Genomic DNA, 20,044 nt, shown 5'->3' with positions numbered 1-20,044 from the left:
CAGGGAGCATGCACCACCAGCGGATGCACGCCCCGGGCAGACACCCGCGCGTTCCGGGACGCTGCCCAGTTACACCACTCCACGGGACGCGATCTTTCCCCGGGTGGCGGGGCCGATTCTCAGGCTCCCCCAGCCCTCAAAACGGTGCAGGAGTTATCCCCGTGTACGTGGGGCCGACTCGTAGTAGCCGCTTTCATCCGGGTAGTCCCAGGAGCTATCCCCGCGCCTGCGGGGCCGACGTTCGACTCGCATGCCCCCGCTCAGGTTACGCAAGGGCTACTCCCGGCCTGGGGCCAACTTGAGGCCGGTGTACTGCTGGACGCCGGGAGTGGAGCTATCCCCGCGTGCGCAGGGCCGACTCGAACCAGGCGATGGCCTCAGGGAAGATTTCGGAGCCATCCCCATAAGCGCGGGGCCGAATACGAAACCGTACCGGTCTTGCGCTGGATGACGGGGCTATACCCGCGAGCGCGGGGCCGACAATTCCTCCGTCGCCTCAACGATGACGCCGTACGGGCTATCCCCGCATGCATGGGGCCGACGGCGCGTACCCATCGAGGGTGATGGCGAAGTAGGAACTATCCCCACGTAGGCGGGGGCCGACTTCTTCTACGCCAACAATCTGTACGTCGAGAAGGAGCTATCCCCGCGTGCGCGGGGGGCCGACCTGATCTCTGCGCAGTCCCTTTTCGATGGGCCGGGATGGAGCTTTCCCCGCGTGCGCGGGGCCGACACCAGCTACGGCCGGACGATGGCGGACGCCGTGGAGCCATCCCCGTGTGCGCGGGGGCCGACCAGTGCTTGATGATCAGGCCGAGCAGCGTCCAGGGGCTATTCCCGCATGCGCGGGACCGACTGGTGCTTCACTCAGGGCACCGTCTACGGCATGGGGCCATCCCCCACCTGCGCGGGGCCGACACCTGGGCCTCATTCCAGCCGAACCAAACCATGGAGCTACCCCCGCGTGCGCGAGACCGACTGTCGCCCTGGTGACGCCGCAGGGCGCCGTAGTGGAGTGATCCTCGCGTTCGTGGAGCCGACATTCCTCCGTCGCCTCAACAATGACACTGTACGGGCTATCCCCACGCGGGGGGGGGCGAGCACACTCCTCCACGAGATCGAGCCCGAGTGGCCGCTGTCCCTGCGTGCGCGGGCCGACGTCTACGGGACGCGGTCGAAGTGGTAGACGGTGGAGCTATTCCCGCGTGCCCGGCCGACAGCTGGAATCTGTTCAGCGTCGTCGGCGGGTCAGGAGCTATCCCCACATGCGCGGGGCCGGTGCCTCGTGGACCTCGACCTTATACACGTTGTGGGAGGTATCCCCACGTACACGGAGCTGACATTTCCTCCGTCGCCTCAACGATGACACCGTAGGGGCGATCCCCGCTTTGGCGGGGATAGCTCCATGTTCTTCCTGCCGCCTCCGAATGCCCGCCAGTCGGCTCCGCGCACGTGGGGATAGCTCGAAGTTGGCGGGCTCGTTCGGTGCGCCGAAGCCGTCGGTCTCGCACATGCGGGGATAGGTCGTAGTGATGCACCCCGGAGACATCGATCACCGAGGTCAGAAGCCGCCAGACGTGTTCCTGCCTCCGGAGATCAGGCTCGTGCGTCTCGCTGCTGAACTTCCTTGAGGACTCCGGCCACCGTCGCGAAGTCATTGTCCACGTGGAGGACAGTGTGCCCATGGTGTACAGCTGTCGCACACACCAACAGGTCGATCGCTCCCGCCGCCCGATGCTGGCCCCTCTGGGTCAGTTTGTACTGGGCGGTGTCGACCCACCGCCAGGCGTTCTTCGGAACCGGAGAGAGCAGACAGAGCGCGTCCAGTTCCTCGGCCAGCTCATCTCGGTGAGACGGGCTGGTCGCCGAGTAGAGGAATTCGGCTCGTGTCGGCTCACAGAGGTGGAACACCCCGGCGGCGATGTGTCCCTCCCAGGGGCGCAGCGCACCTGGGGTACGGAACAGATGCCACAGAGCCGAGGTGTCGACCAGATACGTGATCACTCGAAGGCCTCGCGCCGCGCACGCTTCTCGGCTTCATGCGCCGCTGCGGCCTGCTCAAACTCGCCGCGCTCACCTCGCGCGGCCAGCTTCTCCGCGGCCTCAAGCCTCCTGATCCGCGCCACGTAGTCCCGAAGGGCCGCGTTGACGGTCTCCTTCTTCGTCGTGGCACCCATGAGCCGCATAGCCTCGGCCAGTGCCTCGTCGTCGAGATCAATCTGGGTGACGGACATCGCACACCTCCGACATCCACGATGTATGCACCCAGGATACATCACCAACATCGAGCGCGACCATCAATCACAAACAGACCACGCAGGGAAGGCGCGCCGGCGTCAAGGCGTTCACATGGACCCACTTCTCACTGCGGGACGAGCCAGCGGAGACTTGTCCGACGCCGACATGAAACAACCTATAAGCACCATGCCCGACTTAACCGGAATCGGCGTCCAGACCTTGTCCAGACGATCAAGAAATCATGATCACCACGGGGCCGCCAGGACCCCCGGGCTCCCACCCTGACCAGGAAAACGCCTGGTCAGAAGGTTTCTCCTCGCGTAGCGAGTGGTGGGGCGGGTGGGACTCGAACCCACGGCCGACGGATTATGAGTCCGCTGCTCTAACCGGCTGAGCTACCGCCCCATAGCGGCGTGTCGCGTACATGTGTACGCGCCGTGTGCCGCAGCATAGCCGCTCATACGATCTCACGCTTCGGCTGGTCGACCCTGCATGACCATGGAGACCCCGCTGCGGCCTGCGCGGTTCCCGTCGGCGTGGCGCCGGCGGGAACCGACATGAAAAAGGACCCCACCGGGGTCCTCGTTCACGATGCTCCCCCGACTGGACTCGAACCAGTAACCTGCCGGTTAACAGCCGGCTGCTCTGCCAATTGAGCTACGGAGGACCGAGCTCCCCCGACTGGACTCGAACCAGTAACCTGCCGGTTAACAGCCGGCTGCTCTGCCAATTGAGCTACGGAGGAATGCCTCGTTGCATCGAACGTACCTACCTGGGTATTCGCCAGGGGGCGGGCGCTCGCTGCGACACATACATTAGCGCAAGCAGGGGGGTGCTCCGCCAATCGGTTCCCCCCGGCACCAACGCCGCACCAGGGGCCTACGCAAGGAGAGGGTGACCGCCATGCGCTACAAGCTGACGTTCCTCGTCGGGCTCGCCGTGGGTTACGTGCTCGGCACGCGCGCCGGACGCGAGCGCTACGAACAGCTGAAGAAGTCCGCGCGGCAGGTCGCGCAGAACCCCGCCGTCCGCAACACCGCCGAGACGGCCGCCCAGCAGGGCCGCCAGTACGCGGGCAAGGCGTACCACGCGGTCAGCACCAAGGTCGGCGACCGCATGCCCGAGTCGGTCGCCGGCCGGGTCCGCTCCCTGCGCGAACGCAGCGCCCACAACGGCGGCGAGGACGACTGGGGAACCAGCAACACGTAACAGTTCTTTTGCGGTACCGATCACACCGACTCCCTCAAGGGGCGCGGGGCCGAATCGATATGCGGCTCCGCCGCGGGGACGCGACCAGCCACGACGGCGCGGCACCCGACGAACCATCCGCACCTCCACGGCGCCCGACGGCCAAACCCAGCGGAGCGGTGCGGCAGAATTTTCGGTATGGGGATAGTCGCCGGGCTGGACAGTTCGCCCGATTTCACTCGTATCGTCGTCTGCGACGCGGACACCGGAGCGGTGCTCAGGCAGGGATATGCGCCGCATCCGGTGGAGAACCCGGACAGCGGGGGTCGGCTCAGCGACGTCGATCCCCAGGCCTGGCTGCTCTCCCTCGGGGAGGCGGCCGGCGGGGGGCTGCTCGAAGGGGTGCAGGCCATCGGGGTGTCATCGCAGCAGAACGCGGTCGTGCCGCTGGACGCGCAGGGCAACACCGTGCGGCCCGCGATGATCGGCGGCGACAAGCGCGCGCAGGTCGCGGCGGCCGATCTGATCGACGCGCTCGGGGGGCGCGAGGCCTGGGCGCAGGCCGTGGGGTGCGTTCCGCAGGCCGCTCAGCCGGTGACCAAGCTGCGGTGGCTCGCCAAGACCGAGCCCGAGGCCGCGCTGCGCACCGCCGTCCTGATGCAGGCCCACGACTGGCTGGTGTGGCAGCTGCTGGGCCGGCCTGTGAGAAGAACCACGGACCGGGGCGGGGCCTCCGGCACCGGGTACTGGTCCGCGGCGACCGGCGGTTACCGGCCCGATCTGGTCGAGCTGGCGCTCGGTCACCAGGCCATGCTGCCCGAGGTGATCGGGCCGTCCGACGCGGCCGGTACGACACCGGAGGGGCTGCTGATCTCCGCCGGCACCGGCGAGACCATGGCGGCTGCGCTCGGACTCGGGCTCGGGATGGGGGATGTGGTGGTGTCCCTGGGCGCCTCCGGGTCCGTCATGGCCGTGCATCCCGAGGCGCTGGTCGACCCGTCCGGGATGATCACCTCCCTCGCGGACGCGACGGGCATGCATTTGCCGGTCGTGACCACCCTGAACGCCGTACGGACCCTGCGCGGCGCCGCCGAACTGCTCGGCGCGCCCGATCTGGAGGGCCTGTCCGACCTGGCGATGAAGTCGACGCCGGGCTCGCACGGGCTGGTGATGCTGCCCTACCTGGAGGGCGAGCGGACGCCGAACCTGCCGCACACCGCCGGGACGCTGGCCGGGCTGCGGCGGGAGTCCATGAAGCCCGAGCACTTCGCGCGGGCCGCGTTCGAGGGCATGCTGTGCGGGCTCGCGGACGCGCTCGACGTGCTGCGCGGGCGGGGCGTGAGCGTGCAGCGGATCTTCCTGCTGGGCGCGGCGGCCGAGCTGCCGGCCGTGCAGGCGGCGGCGCCCGCGCTCTTCGGCGCGCAGGTCGTCGTACCGCAGCCGGCGGACTACGCGGCGATCGGCGCGGCCCGGCAGGCGGCCTGGGCGCTAGGGGCGAAGCAGGGCACCCTCGATCCGCGCACCCCGCCGGTCTGGCAGGGCGCGGCGGCCGTCGTACTGGATCCGGGCGAGGACCTGGCCGTGGGGCAGGCGGTACGGCAGCAGTACGTGTCGGTGCGGGAGCAGACCCATCCGGGGGCGTTCCGGGCATAGGGGCTCACGCGCCCTCCACCGGCCGCGCACCCGCCGTCGTACGCGGAAGGCCGTATATCACGCAGCCCTCGGCTTAATCAGTTGAGGTAACGCCGGTGGAGTGTCCGACGATAGGGGCCAGGGGCAACCAATGCCCCCTACCGCCGACTCCGAGAGACGTAGCGTGCTCATACGACTTCTGCGGACCTACCTCAGGCCCTACAAGAAACCCATCGCCCTGCTGGTGCTGCTGCAGTTCCTGCAGACCTGCGCCACCCTGTACCTGCCCACGCTGAACGCGGACATCATCGACAGCGGCGTCGTCGAGGGTGACACCGGTTACATCCTGTCCTACGGCGCCCTGATGATCGGCATCTCGCTGGCGCAGGTCGTGTGCAACATCGGTGCCGTCTACTACGGCGCCCGGACCGCCTCCGCGCTCGGCCGGGACGTACGGGCGGCCGTCTTCGACCGGGTGCAGTCCTTCTCCTCCCGGGAGGTCGGCCAGTTCGGCGCGCCCTCGCTGATCACGCGGACCACCAACGACGTCCAGCAGATCCAGATGCTGGCCCTGATGGCGTTCACGCTGATGGCGTCGGCGCCGATCATGTGTGTGGGCGGCATCGTGATGGCGCTCGGCCTGGACGTGCCGCTGTCCGGGGTGCTGGTCGCGGTCGTGCCGGTGCTGGGTATCTGCGTGACGCTGATCGTGCGGCGGCTGCGGCCGCTGTTCCGGTCGATGCAGGTGCGGCTGGACACCGTGAACCGGGTGCTGCGCGAGCAGATCACCGGCAACCGGGTGATCCGCGCCTTCGTCCGCGACGAGTACGAGCAGCAGCGGTTCCGGAAGGCCAACACCGACCTCACCGACATCTCGCTGAGGACCGGCAACATGCTGGCGCTGATGTTCCCGGTGGTCATGACCACGGTGAACCTGTCCTCGATCGCGGTGGTCTGGTTCGGCGCCCACCGGATCGACAGCGGCCAGATGCAGATCGGCGACCTGACCGCGTTCCTCGCCTACCTCATGCAGATCGTCATGTCCGTGATGATGGCCACCTTCATGTTCATGATGGTGCCGCGCGCGGAGGTGTGCGCCGAGCGCATCCAGGAGGTCCTTGAGACGTCCTCGTCCGTGGTGCCGCCGGTGGCTCCCGTCACCGAGCTGCGACGGCACGGGCATCTGGAGATCCGGGCGGCCGGCTTCCGCTACCCGGGTGCCGAGGAGCCCGTCCTCAAGGCGATCGACCTGGTGGCGCGGCCCGGCGAGGTCACCGCCGTCATCGGCTCCACCGGCAGCGGCAAGTCCTCGCTGCTCGGTCTGGTCCCCCGGCTGTTCGACGCGACCGACGGGGAGGTGCTGGTCGACGGGGTGCCGGTGGCCGACGTCGACCCGGTCCTCCTCGCCAAGACCGTCGGGCTCGTCCCGCAGAAGCCGTACCTCTTCGCGGGGACCGTCGCGAGCAATCTGCGCTACGGCAACCCGGACGCCACCGACGAGGAGCTGTGGCACGCGCTGGAGGTGGCGCAGGCCAAGGACTTCGTGAGCAAGCTCGAGAACGGGCTGGACTCCCCCATCGCCCAGGGCGGTACGAACGTCTCCGGCGGTCAGCGCCAGCGGCTCGCGATCGCCCGTACGCTCGTGCAGCGGCCGGAGATCTACCTCTTCGACGACTCCTTCTCCGCCCTCGACTACGCCACCGACGCCGCCCTGCGCGCCGCGCTCGGCCGGGAGACGGCCGAGGCGACCGTGGTGATCGTCGCCCAGCGGGTGGCGACCATCCGGGACGCCGACCGGATCGTCGTCCTCGACGAGGGCCGGGTCGTCGGCACCGGCACCCACCGCGAACTGATGACGGACAACGAGACCTACCGGGAGATCGTGCTCTCCCAGCTGACGGAAGCGGAGGCTGCCTGATGGCCGGGCCCATGGGACGCATGATGGCCGGCACCGGTCCCGACAACCGCTCGCTGGACTTCAAGGTGTCCGGCAGGCGGCTGCTCGCCCAGTTCAAGCCGGAGCGGATCACCCTCTACGTGATGCTGGTCTGCGTGGTCCTCAGCGTCGGCCTGAACGTGGTCGGCCCGAAGATCCTCGGCAAGGCCACCGACCTGGTCTTCGCGGGCATCGTCGGCCGGCAGCTGCCCGACGGCTCGAGCAAGGAGCAGGTGCTCGACTCGATGCGCGAGCGCGGCGAGGGTCAGGTCGCCGACATGCTCCAGAGCACCGACTTCACCCCCGGCGAGGGCATCGACTTCGACCAGGTCGGTCAGGTCCTGCTGTTCGCGCTCGGGGTGTTCCTCGTCGCCGGTCTGCTGATGGCGGTGGCGACGCGCCTGGTCAACCGGGCCGTCAACCGCACCATGTTCCGGATGCGCGAGGACGTGCAGACGAAACTGTCGCGGCTGCCGCTGTCGTACTTCGACAAGCGCCAGCGCGGCGAGGTGCTCTCCCGTGCGACGAACGACATCGACAACATCGGGCAGACCCTCCAGCAGTCGCTGGGCCAGCTCATCAACTCGTTGCTCACCATCATCGGCGTGCTGGCGGTGATGTTCTGGGTGTCCTGGCTGCTCGCCCTGGTCGCGCTGGTGACCGTGCCGCTGTCGGCGGTCGTCGCCGCGAAGGTCGGCAAGCGGTCGCAGCCGCACTTCGTGCAGCAGTGGCGCACCACCGGCAAGCTGAACGCCCACATCGAGGAGATGTACACCGGTCACACGCTGGTGAAGGTGTTCGGCCGCCAGGAGGAGTCGGCGCAGCAGTTCGCCGAGCAGAACGAGGCGCTGTACGAGGCCGGCTTCAAGGCGCAGTTCAACAGCGGGATCATGCAGCCGCTGATGTTCTTCGTGTCGAACATCAACTATGTGCTGGTGGCCGTGGTCGGCGGTCTGCGGGTGGCTTCGGGTGCCCTCTCCATCGGTGATGTGCAGGCCTTCATCCAGTACTCCCGCCAGTTCTCGATGCCGCTGACGCAGGTCGCGTCGATGGCGAACCTGGTGCAGTCCGGCGTCGCCTCCGCCGAGCGGATCTTCGAGCTGCTCGACGCGGAGGAGCAGACGGCCGATCCGGCGGCCGGCGCCAGGCCGGAGGAACTGCGTGGGCGGGTCGCGCTGGAGCACGTCTCGTTCCGCTACGACCCCGAGAAGCCGCTCATCGAGGACCTCTCTCTGACGGTGGAGCCGGGGCACACGGTCGCGATCGTCGGCCCGACCGGCGCCGGTAAGACGACCCTGGTCAACCTGCTGATGCGGTTCTACGACGTCTCCGGCGGGCGTATCACCCTCGACGGTGTGGACATCGCGCGCATGTCCCGGGACGAGCTGCGCTCCGGGATCGGCATGGTGCTGCAGGACACCTGGCTGTTCGGCGGCACGATCGCGGAGAACATCGCGTACGGCGCCTCGCGCGAGGTCACCCGGGGCGAGATCGAGGAGGCGGCTCGGGCGGCCCACGCTGACCGGTTCGTGCGGACGTTGCCCGAGGGGTACGACACCGTGATCGACGACGAGGGCAGTGGGGTGAGCGCGGGTGAGAAGCAGCTGATCACCATCGCGCGGGCGTTCCTGTCCGATCCGACGATTCTGGTGCTGGACGAGGCGACGTCGTCGGTGGACACCCGGACCGAGGTGCTGATCCAGAAGGCGATGGCGAAGCTGGCGCACGGGCGGACTTCGTTCGTGATCGCGCATCGGCTGTCCACGATCCGGGACGCCGACACCATCCTGGTGATGGAGGGCGGGGCGATCGTGGAGCAGGGGGCGCATGTGGAGCTGCTGGCGGCGGGTGGGGCGTACGCCCGGCTGTACCAGGCGCAGTTCGCGCAGGCGGTGGCGGAAGTCGACTGAGCCGGGGGTGGGTGCGGTCACCCGCGTTCGCGGGGTGCCGCCGCGCCCACCCGTGCCGCCCCAGCGGCACGACTGCCCGCGGCTACGGCGGGATGTAGCAGGCGCCGACTGGTCCCACCCAGGGGCGCGGGGAACTGCGCGATCAACCCCCACCGGCCCGCAGCCGCCCCAGGGGCGCGGGGACCCCGTCGGTCCCCGGTCGCCCCAGGGGCGCGGGGACCCCCGGCGGTTCGTGGTCGGCCTAGTCCAGGTAGCCCCGTAGCTGGTCGGCGAAGGCGTGGTCGCGGAGTTTGTTGAGGGTCTTGGACTCGATCTGGCGGATGCGTTCGCGGGTCACGCCGAAGATGCGGCCGATCTCCTCCAGGGTGCGGGGGCGGCCGTCGGCGAGGCCGTAACGGAGTTGGACGACCTTGCGTTCGCGTTCGCCGAGGGTGGAGAGGACCGCCTCCAGGTGCTCGCGCAGGAGGAGGAAGGCGGCCGACTCGACGGGGCTGGTCGCGTCGCCGTCCTCGATGAGGTCGCCGAGGGCCACGTCGTCCTCCTCGCCCACCGGGGCGTGCAGGGACACCGGTTCCTGGGCCAGGCGCAGCACCTCGCCGACCCGCTCCGGGGGAAGGTCCAGCTGGCCGGCGACCTCGTCGGCCGTCGGTTCGTAGCCGCGTTCCTGGAGCATCCGGCGCTGCACCCGCACCACCCGGTTGATCAGCTCGACGACATGGACCGGGACGCGGATGGTGCGGGCCTGGTCGGCGAGGGCACGGGACATGGCCTGGCGGATCCACCAGGTGGCGTACGTGGAGAACTTGTAGCCGCGCGCGTAGTCGAACTTCTCGACGGCGCGGATGAGTCCGAGGTTGCCCTCCTGGACGAGGTCGAGCATGGTCAGGCCGCGTCCGACGTACCGCTTGGCGACGGAGACGACGAGCCGCAGGTTGGCCTCGATGAGGCGGCGCTTGGCCATGCGGCCCATGACGACCAGCCGGTCGAGGTCGAGGGCGAGGTCGCTGTCCAGGTCGGGGGTGCTGCTCAGCTTCTCCTCGGCGAACAGGCCGGCCTCGACCCGGCGGGCGAGTTCGACCTCCTCGGCCGCGGTGAGCAGCGGGATGCGGCCGATCTCCCGCAGGTACTGCCGGAACAGGTCCGAGGAGGGCGTTCCGGTGTCCGCGGCCGTCCGGGACCGGGGCGGCTCCACGGGCTCCGGCTCCGGGGCCTCCTCCAGGGCCTCCGGGGGTGGTTCCGTCTCCGGGTGGTGCGCGGCACGGTTCTGCGACGGGACCGCGACCAGGACGTCGGTCTCGGCGTCCGGTTCCGTGTCGTCGGCAGTGCTGCTGTTCTGCGTCAGGGTCTGGGTCTGCACGGGGGCGACCTCCAGGATGATCGCTGCTGAGGTGAGCGGCAGCGGTACTGCGGGGGCCGCTCCGAGGACTCAGGCACCGGACCCAGTGTGGAGTACGACACATCCCCGCCACGAGGGGCGTGCGGTGACTTTTTGAGTCCGTCCCGTAACCAGCTGTTCAGAGCGCCGCGGCGCCGTGCTCCCGCAACGCCTGGTCGTACTGCTGAAGGACCCACAGTTCGTTCTGTACGGCGGCCAGTTGGGCCTGGTCGCCGCCCGCGCCGAGGCGGGTCAGCTGGGACTGGACGTCTCGGACGCGGCGTTCGACGGCGCGTCGGCGGACCTGGACGAGGACCGTGCCGGCGTACACCTCGTCGACCGCGCGGCGCATGATCGGCTCGACGGCGAGTTCGGTGACCATGGCGCGGACGGTGTCGTCGGGGGCGGCCTCGCGGACGCGGATCAGGTACTCCTGGGCGTCCTGGACACCCCACTCCGCGCCGCCCGCGTCCATGACGGCCTGGCGTACGGCGGCGTACGGGGCGGCGGTGAACTCGTCGACGCCGTACGCGTCGAAGGCCGGGGACACCAGCTCGGGGCGCTGCAGGGCGAGTTTGAGCAGTTCGCGTTCGGTGGCGTAGACGGGGTTGCGCAGGGTGAGGGCGGGGCCGGAGGTGGCGGGGCGGGGGGCGGCCTCGTAGGGCTGCTGGGGGCCGCCGCGGCCGGCCGGCGCGGGGCCCTTGCCGCCGCGGTCGCGGGCCCAACGGGCCAGCTGGGCGACGCGCTTGACGACGAACTGGGTGTCGAGGATGCCGAGCATGCCGGCGAGCTGCACGGCGACCTCGTGCTGGGCGCCGCTGTTCTTGATGCGGGCGACGATGGGCGCGGCCTCGTCGAGGGCGGCGGCGCGGCCCGCGGGGGTGTCGAGGTCGTACCGTACGACGATCTGGCGCAGCGCGAACTCGAAGAGCGGGGTGCGGGGTTCGACCAGGTCGGCGACCGCCTCGTCGCCCTTGATCAGCCGCAGGTCGCAGGGGTCCATGCCGTCGGGGGCGACGGCGATGTAGGTCTCGGCGGCGAACTTCTGGTCGTCCTCGAAGGCGCGCAGGGCCGCCTTCTGGCCGGCGGCGTCGCCGTCGAAGGTGAAGATCACGCGAGCGCTGCCGTTGTCCATCAGCAGTCGCCGGAGGATCTTGATGTGCTCGCCGCCGAAGGCCGTGCCGCAGGTGGCGATGGCGGTGGTGACACCGGCGAGGTGGCAGGCCATGACGTCGGTGTAGCCCTCGACGACGACCGCGCGCGACACCTTGGCTATGTCCTTCTTCGCGAGGTCGATGCCGTACAACACCTGGGACTTCTTGTAGATCGCCGTCTCGGGCGTGTTGAGGTACTTGGGGCCCGTGTCCGCCTCGTAGAGCTTGCGGGCGCCGAAGCCGACGACCTCGCCGCCGATGTCGCGGATGGGCCACATCAGCCGGCCCCGGAAGCGGTCGATGGGGCCGCGGCGGCCCTCCTGGGCGAGTCCGGAGAGCAGCAGCTCCTTGTCGGAGAAGCCCTTGCCGCGCAGGAAACGGATGAGGTGGTCCCAGCCCTGGGGGCTGTAGCCGACGGAGAAGTGCTGGGCGGCGGCCTGGTCGAAGCCGCGCTCGGCGAGGAACTGACGGCCGGTGTCGGCCTCCGGGCTGGTGGCCAGCTGCTCCATGTACCAGTCGGCGGCGATCTTGTGGGCCTCGACCAGGCGGATGCGTTCGCCGCGCTGGTGGGAGGGGTTGTAGCCGCCCTCCTCGTAGCGCAGGGTGATGCCGGCCTGGGCGGCAAGCCGCTCGACAGCCTCGGAGAAGGTGAGGTGGTCGACCTTCATCACGAACGTGATGGTGTCGCCGCCCTCCTGGCAGCCGAAGCAGTGGAAGAGCCCCTTGCTCGGGCTGACCTGGAAGGACGGCGACTTCTCGTCGTGGAAGGGGCACAGCCCCTTGAGGTTGCCGCCGCCCGCGCCTCGCAGCTGGAGGTACTCGGACACGACGGCGTCGATCGGGACCGCGTCCCGTACCGCCTTCACGTCCTCGTCGTTGATCCGTCCTGCCACGCGTGAATTCTACGGGGGTCCGGTGACAACTCAGGCGAGCTGTCGCGCCCCCAAGGGGCGCGGGGCTGTGACATATGCGGCTCCGCCGCGTGGGCGCGACAAGCCACATACGGCCCGCACGCGCGCGACGGCAAAACCCCGCAGACGCCTAGGCACGAAGGCTCTCCAACGGCACATGAGGATCTGCCAGTGCCTCGGTGTCCACGGCGGCTCCGGAAGCGATCAGCTTCTGGATCGGCTCTGTGACGTCCCACACGTTCACGTTCATCCCGGCGAGGACCCGCCCCTCCTTCACCCAGAACGCGATGAACTCCCGCTTCCCCGCGTCACCGCGGATCACGACCTCGTCGTACGACCCGGGCGGCGCCCAGCCGCTGTACTCCATGCCGAGGTCGTACTGGTCGGTGAAGAAGTAGGGCACGCGGTCGTAGGTGACGTCCTTGCCGAGCATCGCGCGGGCGGCCGCCGGGCCGCCGTTGAGGGCGTTGGCCCAGTGCTCGACCCGCAGCCGGGTGTCGAACAGGCCGTGCGGGAAGGAGGCGACGTCCCCGGCGGCGTAGATGTCGGGGTCGGAGGTGCGCAGGTGGGCGTCCACGGCGACGCCGCCGCCGTGGGCCCGGTCGGCCAGCGTCAGCCCGGCGGCCTCCGCGAGCGCGGTCCGCGGGGCCGCGCCGATCGCCGCGAGGACGTCGTGCGCCGGGTGCTCCTCGCCGTCGTCGGTGCGTACGGCGAGGACCATGCCGTCCTGGCCGACGATCTCGGTCAGCCGGGCGCCGAAGCGGAAGCGGACGCCGCGCTCGCGGTGCAGCTCGGCGAAGACGTTGCCCAGCTCGGGGCCGAGGACGCCGTGCAGCGGGGTCGGCGAGGGCTCGATGACGGTGACCTCGGCGCCGTACTCACGGGCCGCCGCCGCCACCTCCAGGCCGATCCAGCCGGCACCGGCGATCACCAGATGGCCGTTGTCACGGCCGAGGGCGGTCAGGACGCCCTTGAGGCGCTCGGCGTGCGCGAGGCGGCGCAGGTGGTGGACGCCCGCGAGATCGGTGCCGGGGATGTCGAGGCGGCGCGGCTCGGCGCCGGTGGCCAGCAGCAGCTTGTCGTAGTGGACGAGGGTGCCGTCGTCGCCGAAGCGGACCGTCCTCGCCGTACGGTCGATCGCGTCGACGGTCTGGCCGAGGTGCAGCTCGATGTCGCTCTGCGCGTACCAGGCGGGCTCGTGCACGAAGACGCTCTCGCGGCTCTCCTTGCCGAGCAGGAAACCCTTGGACAGCGGCGGCCGCTCGTAGGGGTGGTCGCGTTCGTCGCAGATCAGTATCACGCGGCCGGTGAAGCCCTCGGCCCGCAGCGTTTCGGCCGCCTTCGCGCCTGCCAGGCCTCCTCCGACGATGACGAATGTCTGATCCGCGTCGACCACGTGATGCCTCCTCGTAAGAGAACCGCCACATGCGAGCGTCCCGCACGGAGCGTGATGGGGGAAGGGGACGTGGCCCGATCAGGCCACGCTGGGTCACGTTCGGGTCCTTTTGGGTGCACTTGTGAACACTCGGGTGCACTGGTGAACGCTCGTACCCCTTTCGTCACGCGTGCCCGGTCAGGCGGGAGTGGAGCGAGCGGGCCGAGGCGTCGGTGAGGGAGGCGATCTGGTCGACGATGACGCGCTTGCGGGCGCGGTCGTCGGGGGCCTGCTCGAACAGGGCCCGGAACTGGGGGTCGAGTCCCTCGGGCGCGCGGGCGGTGAGGGCCTCGGCCAGCTCGGTGATCACGACGCGCTGGTCGGCGCGGAGCCGTTCCTGTTCGGCGCGCTGCATGACGTACCGGTCGGCGACCGCCTTGAGGACCGCGCACTCCAGGCGTGCCTCGTGGGGTACGACGAGTTCGGCGCCGTAGCGGCTGAGGGGCCCCGAGCCGTACCGCCCGCGGGTCGCGCCCTCGGCGGCGAGGCAGAAGCGGCCGATGAGCTGGCTGGTGGCGTCCTTCAGGCGGGCCTGGGCGACCGCCGAGCCGTCGTAGCCGTGCGGCCACCACTCCTGGTCCTGGAGACGGTCGAGGGCGGCCGCGAGCTCGGCCGGGTCGGTACCGGCCGGGACGTAACGGCCGACGGCCACCCGGAAGACCTCGGCGCGCTCCGGCTCGGCGCGCAGGCTGTCGGGGTCGATGTGGCCGGCGTGCAGACCGTCCTCCACGTCGTGCACCGAGTAGGCCACGTCGTCGGACCAGTCCATGATCTGCGCCTCGAAGCAGGTGCGGGTGCCGGGGGCCTCCTTGCGGGCCCAGTCGAACACCGGCCGGTCGTCCTCGTACACGCCGAACTTGGGGGACGCCGGGTCCCTGGGGTGGGCGCCCCGCGGCCAGGGGTACTTGGTGGCGGCGTCGAGGGTGGCGCGGGTGAGGTTGAGGCCGACGGAGCCCTCGGCGGTGAAGCGCTTGGGTTCGATGCGGGTGAGCAGGCGCAGGGACTGGGCGTTGCCCTCGAAGCCGCCGCAGTCCCGCGCGAAGTCGTTCAGGGCCTGTTCGCCGTTGTGGCCGAACGGGGGGTGGCCCAGATCGTGCGCGAGGCAGGCCGCCTCGACCAGGTCGGGGTCGCAGCCGAGGGCGGCGCCCAGCTCGCGGCCGACCTGGGCGCACTCCAGGGAGTGGGTGAGGCGGGTGCGGGGGGTGGCGTCCCATTCCTGGCTGCGTTCGCCCGGGGTGACGACCTGGGTCTTTCCCGCGAGTCTTCTCAGCGCCGAGGAGTGCAGGATCCTTGCGCGGTCGCGCTGGAAGGCGGTGCGGCCGGGGCGCTTGTCCGGTTCGGGGGCCCAGCGTTCGGCGGCGCCGCCGGCATAGGCAAACTGCGTGGCATGGACGTCCATGCCACGACAGTAAGCGGCGGTATTGAATCCTCCCCGTCGTCTCCGACGGGGATTCCTGGCTCACGCTGCTCGATCGCCCAGCGGACGGCCGAGTCTGACACGATCAGCACCAGCCGGGTTGAGACCAGCCCGGTGAAGCTTCGTGGTAGAGCACGTCGACAGCGGCGGGCCTGCTTGGCTCTCGCACGCGCCACCACCGCACAGAGTGATCATACCACCACATGGAGCAACGAACTGCCGGGCTTCAGGCGGACGCCAGTTCCCACGCTGCGGTGGTGAGCGGGGCTTCGACGGCCTGGTCGTAGCGGTGGAGCAGTAGGTCGGCCATTGCCGGGTGGGTGCCGAGCGGCGCCGAGGCGATCCAGGGGGCCTTCTCCGCGCACTCCCTCGCGAAGCGGCCCGGTGCTGTGAAGTACGACGCGACCGCCACCCTGTCGCGGCCCCTCGCCGCCAGTGCGCGCAGTGCCGTGTCGACGGTCGGGGTGGCCGTGGAGGCGTACGCGGGCACCACCGGGACGCCCAGACGTGCCGCCAGGAGATGGGCCGTACGGCGGGTGTCGGTCGCCGAGTCGGGGTCGCGGGAGCCCGCCGCCGCCAGGACCACCGCGCCGGTGCGGCGGTCCTCGGCCGTCGGGTCCGTGGGCCAGCCCGCCTCCAGCAGGCGGGTGTGCAGGGTGTCCACCAGGAGGGGGTGCGGGCCGAGGGGGGCCGCCACGCGCGTGCGTACCCGGGCGGTCGCCGCCATCTCGGGGATGTCGCGCTTGACGTGGTAGCCGCGGGCGAGGAGGAGGGGGACGAGGACGGCGTCCGTGGTGCCGCGGGCGTCCAGGTCGGCCAGTGTGTCCGTGAGCAGGGGCTCGTTCAGCTCGATGTGGCCGAGGTGCACCGGCAGGCCGGGGCGCCGGTCGCGGACCCGGTCGAGAAGGGTGCGTACGGTGCCGAGGGCGCGCGGGTCCCGGCTGCCGTGGGCGACGACCACCAGCGCGGGCGGGGCCGGGCGCCGGCGGGCGTCGAGCTGGACGAGGCTTGGCTGGCTCATGCACCGATGGTCGCGGGGCGAGGTTGCACCCCCGTTGCCTGACCGTCACGAGAATTTTCCGGGCGTTCACGGCGGGCGCCGGGGCGGTGTGAGGTCGCTGGGACCTGTCCCACCCGGTCCGGCCCCTCCGCGGGCGGGCGAACCGGATCACCGTACGCTGCGTCTTCCCAGGCCGAACGGGATTTCGAGCCGGATCCACGCAGGGGGCACCTCATGAACATCCGTCGACCTCGGCTGCCGCGCACCCGGGCCGGGCGGCGCCGGCTGGTGCAGGCGGTGATGGCCGGGTGTGTGCTCGCGCTGCTGCCCGCCACCTGGCTGTTCGTGTCCACGGGCGACCGGATCGGTACGACGGCGGGGGCGCCGCGCCGGGAGGTCGCCGTGGTCTTCGGGGCGGGGCTGTGGGACGGGGAGCCGTCGCCGTATCTGGCGCACCGGCTCGACGCGGCGGCGAAGCTGTACCGGGAGGGCCGGATCGAGGTCGTCCTCGTCACCGGCGACAACAGCCGCGAGGACTACGACGAGCCGGACGCCATGCGCGCCTACCTGACCGAGCACGGGGTGCCGGACCAGCGGATCGTCAGCGACTACGCCGGTTTCGACACCTGGGACTCCTGCGTGCGCGCCAAGAAGATCTTCGGTGTGGACCGGGCTGTGCTCATCAGCCAGGACTTCCACATCCGGCGGGCGGTCGCCCTCTGCGAGGCGGCGGGCGTCGACTCGTACGGCGTCGGTGTCGCCGCCAAGCACGACGTGACCTGGTACTACGGCGGCACCCGGGAGATCCTCGCGGCGGGCAAGGCGGCCCTGGACGCGGTGTTCGAGCCGGATCCGCGCTTCCTCGGCCCGAAGGAGAAGGGCGTGGCGAAGGCGCTGGCGGCGGGCAACTGAATGGCCCCGGCGCGGCCCTGTCACGTCCGGGGCTACTGGTCCGGGCTCGGTGAGGTCGGTTCCCGCCTCGCGCTGCGCATGCAGTGAACCACTCTCTGATGTGTGTCCCCGGCCTGGTCGACGGCCCGTACGCGCACGTGCACGTCCTCGACGACGGCCATGGCCCTGGGCGCGAAAAGGGCAACTGTCCGGGAATCGTCACCGGAGTTGGAGAGGGAGTGGGCCGGACCCAGTAGCCGGATCTCGAAGTCCTGGCCGTCCACGAGTCCGGCCGCGACGAGCTTCAGGACCGCGGCTTCGCGCGTGAGCCAGTCATCTTCCGAGGGCGGGTTCCCGGCGGCCTCCGAGCGGAGAATGACGCGGTATTTCGGATATTCGACGGTCGCGCCGTGCGGTGAACCGTTGGTGAGCCGCACCCACCAGACGAGCCGGTCCGACATGCCGTCCGTCTCGATCACCCGGCCTCGCCAGCCGAGCATGGGTCGCACGGCCGTGGCGTACTGGGCCCGGGCGAGGATGAGACCCACCGCGACCGTGGTCGCCGTCGACGCCGACTGGACGTCGAGGAGTTCGAGCCGCCACGGCCACGCGGCTGCCGTGGCATCGGGCAGATTGATCCTCGTCAGTTCCCATGCGAGAAGAGCCACGCTCAATCCGAGCAGAAGAAGGGGAACGCCGAAGAACAGTCTGTTTCTCCGCACGCGGGTCTGCCTGAGATCGTCCACGCCCCACCCCCGTCGAAGCCGGAGGGGACACCATAGGGAAGGCCGGTCCGGGGAGGAAGAGGGCATCGTGCGAGTCGATCCGGCGGTCGGGGCGGGCGGCGGCGAAGTGACCGGGGGCGGGAGAGGAGGCCGCTGCTCCCGCCCCCGGTCGTCAGTGGCCCCGGAACACCGGGGGGCGCTTCTCCAGGAACGCCGTCATGCCCTCCTTCTGGTCCTGTGTCGCGAACAGGGCGTGGAAGACGCGGCGTTCGTGGCGGATGCCGTCGCGCAGGCCGGCCTCCAGCGCCCGGTCCACGCACTCCCGGGCGGCGCGGACCGCGATACGGCCGTACGAGGCGATCGTCGCCGCCGCCTCCAGGGCCTCGGGCAGGACCCGGTCGTCCGGGACGACCCGGGAGACCAGGCCGGCGCGTTCCGCCTCGGCGGCGTCCATGGTGCGGCCGGTGAGGATCAGGTCCATCGCCTTGGCTCGGCCGACCAGGCGGGTCAGGCGCTGGGTGCCGCCGATGCCGGGGATCACGCCCAGTCCGATCTCCGGCTGGCCGAACACCGCGGACTCACAGTTATCTTCTTCGCGGTCCTGCAAGAGGATTGCTGGCCTCCGGGCCCGGCATGACTGTGTCCCCCCGTCGAACGGATGACCTGGGGGGTGGTGTCAGTGCGCCGTGAGGCGCTGAGAACTCGTGCGGAGGTGAGAGACCGCCGCCATCTTCCCTGTCGCAGCAGGGGGATGAAGCTGGGGGCAGCCCAATCCGAAAGATGCCGGTGAGGGTGAGAGCGGCCCCGACAAAGCCGGGACGGACCAGAACTGCCAGATGGCCTGGGTCCGGCAAGCGTGATGGAGAGGAGTACGAGAGGAACCAGCGCTTACGTCTCTCAACCCCCCGCCGGCTCGAACCTGTGCAGATATGGGCCGGATGCGGTGCGTCCCCGAACCGGGTTACCGGAGCGGGGAACTCCTGGGCGGGCCTTGGCATGCCCGTCGGGAGGCCACGGTGAAGCGCTGCGGGGTAGCCGTGGCGGGGCCGCAGGGACAGAGCTGGGCTCCTACTTCGTCGAGCGAGTTGCAGTGAACACGGGAACCGGTCCGGCCCAGGGAGGCCCGGACAACCGGCCTCCCTACCCGTTACTCCTGCGGCTGCGACGCGGAGCGCCCGCATGGCCGCCGCGGAGCCGGGGAATGCGAACGCGTGTGCCGATAGCCGCCGGTTGGAGTGGTGATCGCGCGATCGGGATACGGGTGTGCGACTGTCGCATGTACGGTCCATCACAAGGTGTCCGCAGGCCGCGGACTTGGTCCGGGGGCCGCGGAGGGGTGAGTGTGTGGTGGGAGTGGGGGCGGTCGCAGAGGCTGCCGGGCATGCCCGGTGGACGTTCCGCCTGCGCGTGTCGTCCACCGCACTCGCCGCGCTGACGGATGAGTGGGACCGGTGCCGGTGGCTGTGGAACGAGAGCGTGGCCAAGTCCAGACAGGTCCACGCCCGGAACAAGGCCCGGCCCGAGGGCGCCGACAAGCAGACGTGTGGTCCGGCGCAGCTGGACAGGATGCTGACCGAGGCCCGCGCCGGGACGCCGTGGCTGCGGGAGGGCAGCTCGGTGCCGCAGCAACAGATCATCCGGGATTTCGGGAAGTCCAGGGCGAAGGCGCACAAGGACATCCGTGAGCGGCTTCCGCAGCAGCAGCGGGCCGGGATGCCGGGGTGGAAGAAGAAGCGCGAGGCCGCGGTGAGCCTGAACTTCACGAAGCGCGGGTTCCGGCTGAAGGACGACCGTCTGCATCTGGCCGGGGGTATCGTCCTGACGCCGGTGTGGTCGCGGGACCTGCCCGCCGAGCCCTCCTCGGTGCGCGTGTACCGGGACACGGTGGGGCACTGGTACTGCTCGTTCGTGGTCCCGGCCGATATGCAACCCTTGCCCGGGACAGGCCGGGTGATCGGTGTCGACTGGGGCGTGAAGGAGATCGCGACCACCACGTCCGACGCCCATGACCTCCCGCATGCGCAGCACGGGAAGAAGGCCCAGGCCAAGCTGTCGCGGTACGACCGCATGATGGCCCGCCGCAAACCCGCCAAGGGGCAGGCCGGATCGAGGGGCTACCGGGAGGCGAAGAAGTGGCAGGCGAAGACCTACGCGAAGATCGCCCGGCAGCGTCAGGACACCGGCCGTAAATGGGCCAAGCGCGTGGTCCGTGACCACGACGCCCTGGCGGTG

14 protein-coding genes, 3 tRNA genes and 1 pseudogene are annotated in these 20,044 nt (G+C 70.2%); 6 read left to right on the top strand and 12 right to left on the bottom strand.

Annotation, left to right across the window (positions count from 1 at the left end):
• Positions 1–1,596: 1,596 nt before the first annotated feature.
• From ACLZN2_RS48905 to ACLZN2_RS48885, 5 genes are all read right to left on the bottom strand, one after another.
• On the bottom strand, positions 1,597–2,004 hold the full coding sequence (locus ACLZN2_RS48905; RefSeq protein ID WP_220651769.1) for a PIN domain nuclease: 408 nt from the start codon (positions 2,002–2,004) through the stop codon (positions 1,597–1,599).
• Positions 2,001–2,234: a type II toxin-antitoxin system VapB family antitoxin gene (locus ACLZN2_RS48900; protein ID WP_033530157.1), complete on the bottom strand. Its 234-nt coding sequence runs from the start codon at positions 2,232–2,234 to the stop codon at positions 2,001–2,003. The genes ACLZN2_RS48905 and ACLZN2_RS48900 overlap by 4 nt, the downstream gene beginning before the upstream one ends.
• A 332-nt stretch (positions 2,235–2,566) precedes the next feature.
• Positions 2,567–2,643: transfer RNA gene (locus ACLZN2_RS48895), tRNA-Ile, on the bottom strand.
• Between the two features lie 189 nt (positions 2,644–2,832).
• Positions 2,833–2,905, bottom strand: a tRNA-Asn gene (locus ACLZN2_RS48890).
• A gap of 5 nt (positions 2,906–2,910) precedes the next feature.
• Positions 2,911–2,983 (bottom strand) — tRNA-Asn (locus ACLZN2_RS48885).
• Between the two features lie 158 nt (positions 2,984–3,141).
• Here ACLZN2_RS48885 and ACLZN2_RS48880 point away from each other — a divergent pair.
• The 4 genes from ACLZN2_RS48880 (at position 3,142) to ACLZN2_RS48865 (ending at position 8,904) form a co-directional block, all read left to right on the top strand.
• On the top strand, positions 3,142–3,447 hold the full coding sequence (locus ACLZN2_RS48880) for a YtxH domain-containing protein (RefSeq protein ID WP_416986545.1): 306 nt from the start codon (positions 3,142–3,144) through the stop codon (positions 3,445–3,447).
• A 177-nt stretch (positions 3,448–3,624) separates the two neighbouring features.
• Complete coding sequence (locus ACLZN2_RS48875; protein ID WP_416986543.1) at positions 3,625–5,079, top strand: FGGY family carbohydrate kinase; 1,455 nt, start codon at positions 3,625–3,627, stop codon at positions 5,077–5,079.
• 163 nt (positions 5,080–5,242) lie between these two features.
• Complete coding sequence (locus ACLZN2_RS48870) at positions 5,243–6,976, top strand: ABC transporter ATP-binding protein (protein ID WP_416986542.1); 1,734 nt, start codon at positions 5,243–5,245, stop codon at positions 6,974–6,976.
• Positions 6,976–8,904 carry an ABC transporter ATP-binding protein gene (locus ACLZN2_RS48865; protein WP_416986541.1) on the top strand — a complete coding sequence of 643 codons (1,929 nt, stop codon included), beginning with the start codon at positions 6,976–6,978 and terminating at the stop codon, positions 8,902–8,904. Before ACLZN2_RS48870 ends, ACLZN2_RS48865 begins: the two co-directional genes overlap by 1 nt.
• Positions 8,905–9,145: 241 nt before the next feature.
• Here ACLZN2_RS48865 and ACLZN2_RS48860 read toward each other — a convergent pair whose 3' ends face one another.
• The 5 genes from ACLZN2_RS48860 to ACLZN2_RS48840 all read right to left on the bottom strand — a co-directional run bounded on the left by ACLZN2_RS48860 (position 9,146) and on the right by ACLZN2_RS48840 (position 16,217).
• Complete coding sequence (locus ACLZN2_RS48860; RefSeq protein ID WP_416986544.1) at positions 9,146–10,303, bottom strand: RNA polymerase sigma factor; 1,158 nt, start codon at positions 10,301–10,303, stop codon at positions 9,146–9,148.
• Between the two features lie 115 nt (positions 10,304–10,418).
• Positions 10,419–12,326: a DNA primase gene (dnaG, locus tag ACLZN2_RS48855; RefSeq protein ID WP_416986540.1), complete on the bottom strand. Its 1,908-nt coding sequence runs from the start codon at positions 12,324–12,326 to the stop codon at positions 10,419–10,421.
• Between the two features lie 148 nt (positions 12,327–12,474).
• Positions 12,475–13,740: an NAD(P)/FAD-dependent oxidoreductase gene (locus tag ACLZN2_RS48850; protein WP_416986539.1), complete on the bottom strand. Its 1,266-nt coding sequence runs from the start codon at positions 13,738–13,740 to the stop codon at positions 12,475–12,477.
• Between the two features lie 163 nt (positions 13,741–13,903).
• On the bottom strand, positions 13,904–15,178 hold the full coding sequence (locus ACLZN2_RS48845) for a deoxyguanosinetriphosphate triphosphohydrolase (RefSeq protein WP_416986538.1): 1,275 nt from the start codon (positions 15,176–15,178) through the stop codon (positions 13,904–13,906).
• A 244-nt stretch (positions 15,179–15,422) separates the two neighbouring features.
• Positions 15,423–16,217, bottom strand: coding sequence for a sirohydrochlorin chelatase (locus tag ACLZN2_RS48840; RefSeq protein ID WP_416986537.1), 795 nt, complete (start codon positions 16,215–16,217; stop codon positions 15,423–15,425).
• Positions 16,218–16,430: 213 nt separating this feature from the next.
• Between ACLZN2_RS48840 and ACLZN2_RS48835 the strand changes: the two genes are divergently transcribed.
• Positions 16,431–17,108, top strand: coding sequence for a SanA/YdcF family protein (locus tag ACLZN2_RS48835; protein WP_416986536.1), 678 nt, complete (start codon positions 16,431–16,433; stop codon positions 17,106–17,108).
• 32 nt (positions 17,109–17,140) lie between these two features.
• On the opposite strand, the gene ACLZN2_RS48830 is transcribed toward ACLZN2_RS48835, so the two are convergent.
• The gene (locus ACLZN2_RS48830; protein ID WP_416986535.1) at positions 17,141–17,755 is read right to left on the bottom strand and encodes a hypothetical protein; all 615 of its coding nucleotides are present in this window, start codon (positions 17,753–17,755) and stop codon (positions 17,141–17,143) included.
• Between the two features lie 229 nt (positions 17,756–17,984).
• A pseudogene (locus ACLZN2_RS48825) lies at positions 17,985–18,392 on the bottom strand (enoyl-CoA hydratase-related protein); the annotation flags it as partial.
• 827 nt (positions 18,393–19,219) lie between these two features.
• Between ACLZN2_RS48825 and ACLZN2_RS48820 the strand changes: the two are divergent.
• The coding region (locus ACLZN2_RS48820) for an RNA-guided endonuclease InsQ/TnpB family protein (RefSeq protein ID WP_416986534.1) at positions 19,220–20,044 on the top strand (825 nt) is incomplete at its 3' end.

The sequence above is a fragment of the Streptomyces sp. T028 genome, from assembly GCF_048159505.1.
Classification (GTDB): Bacteria; Actinomycetota; Actinomycetes; order Streptomycetales; family Streptomycetaceae; genus Streptomyces.
Note: the sequence above shows the minus strand (reverse complement) of the source record. Positions and strands in the feature narration are given on the sequence as shown.

Coding starts and splice junctions, on each gene's coding strand:
- ACLZN2_RS48900 (WP_033530157.1), bottom strand. CDS start 2,234: ATGTCCGTCACCCAGATTGATCTCGACGACGAGGCACTGGCCGAGGCT.
- ACLZN2_RS48880 (WP_416986545.1), top strand. CDS start 3,142: ATGCGCTACAAGCTGACGTTCCTCGTCGGGCTCGCCGTGGGTTACGTG.
- ACLZN2_RS48875 (WP_416986543.1), top strand. CDS start 3,625: ATGGGGATAGTCGCCGGGCTGGACAGTTCGCCCGATTTCACTCGTATC.
- ACLZN2_RS48865 (WP_416986541.1), top strand. CDS start 6,976: ATGGCCGGGCCCATGGGACGCATGATGGCCGGCACCGGTCCCGACAAC.
- ACLZN2_RS48845 (WP_416986538.1), bottom strand. CDS start 15,178: ATGGACGTCCATGCCACGCAGTTTGCCTATGCCGGCGGCGCCGCCGAA.
- ACLZN2_RS48840 (WP_416986537.1), bottom strand. CDS start 16,217: ATGAGCCAGCCAAGCCTCGTCCAGCTCGACGCCCGCCGGCGCCCGGCC.
- ACLZN2_RS48835 (WP_416986536.1), top strand. CDS start 16,431: ATGAACATCCGTCGACCTCGGCTGCCGCGCACCCGGGCCGGGCGGCGC.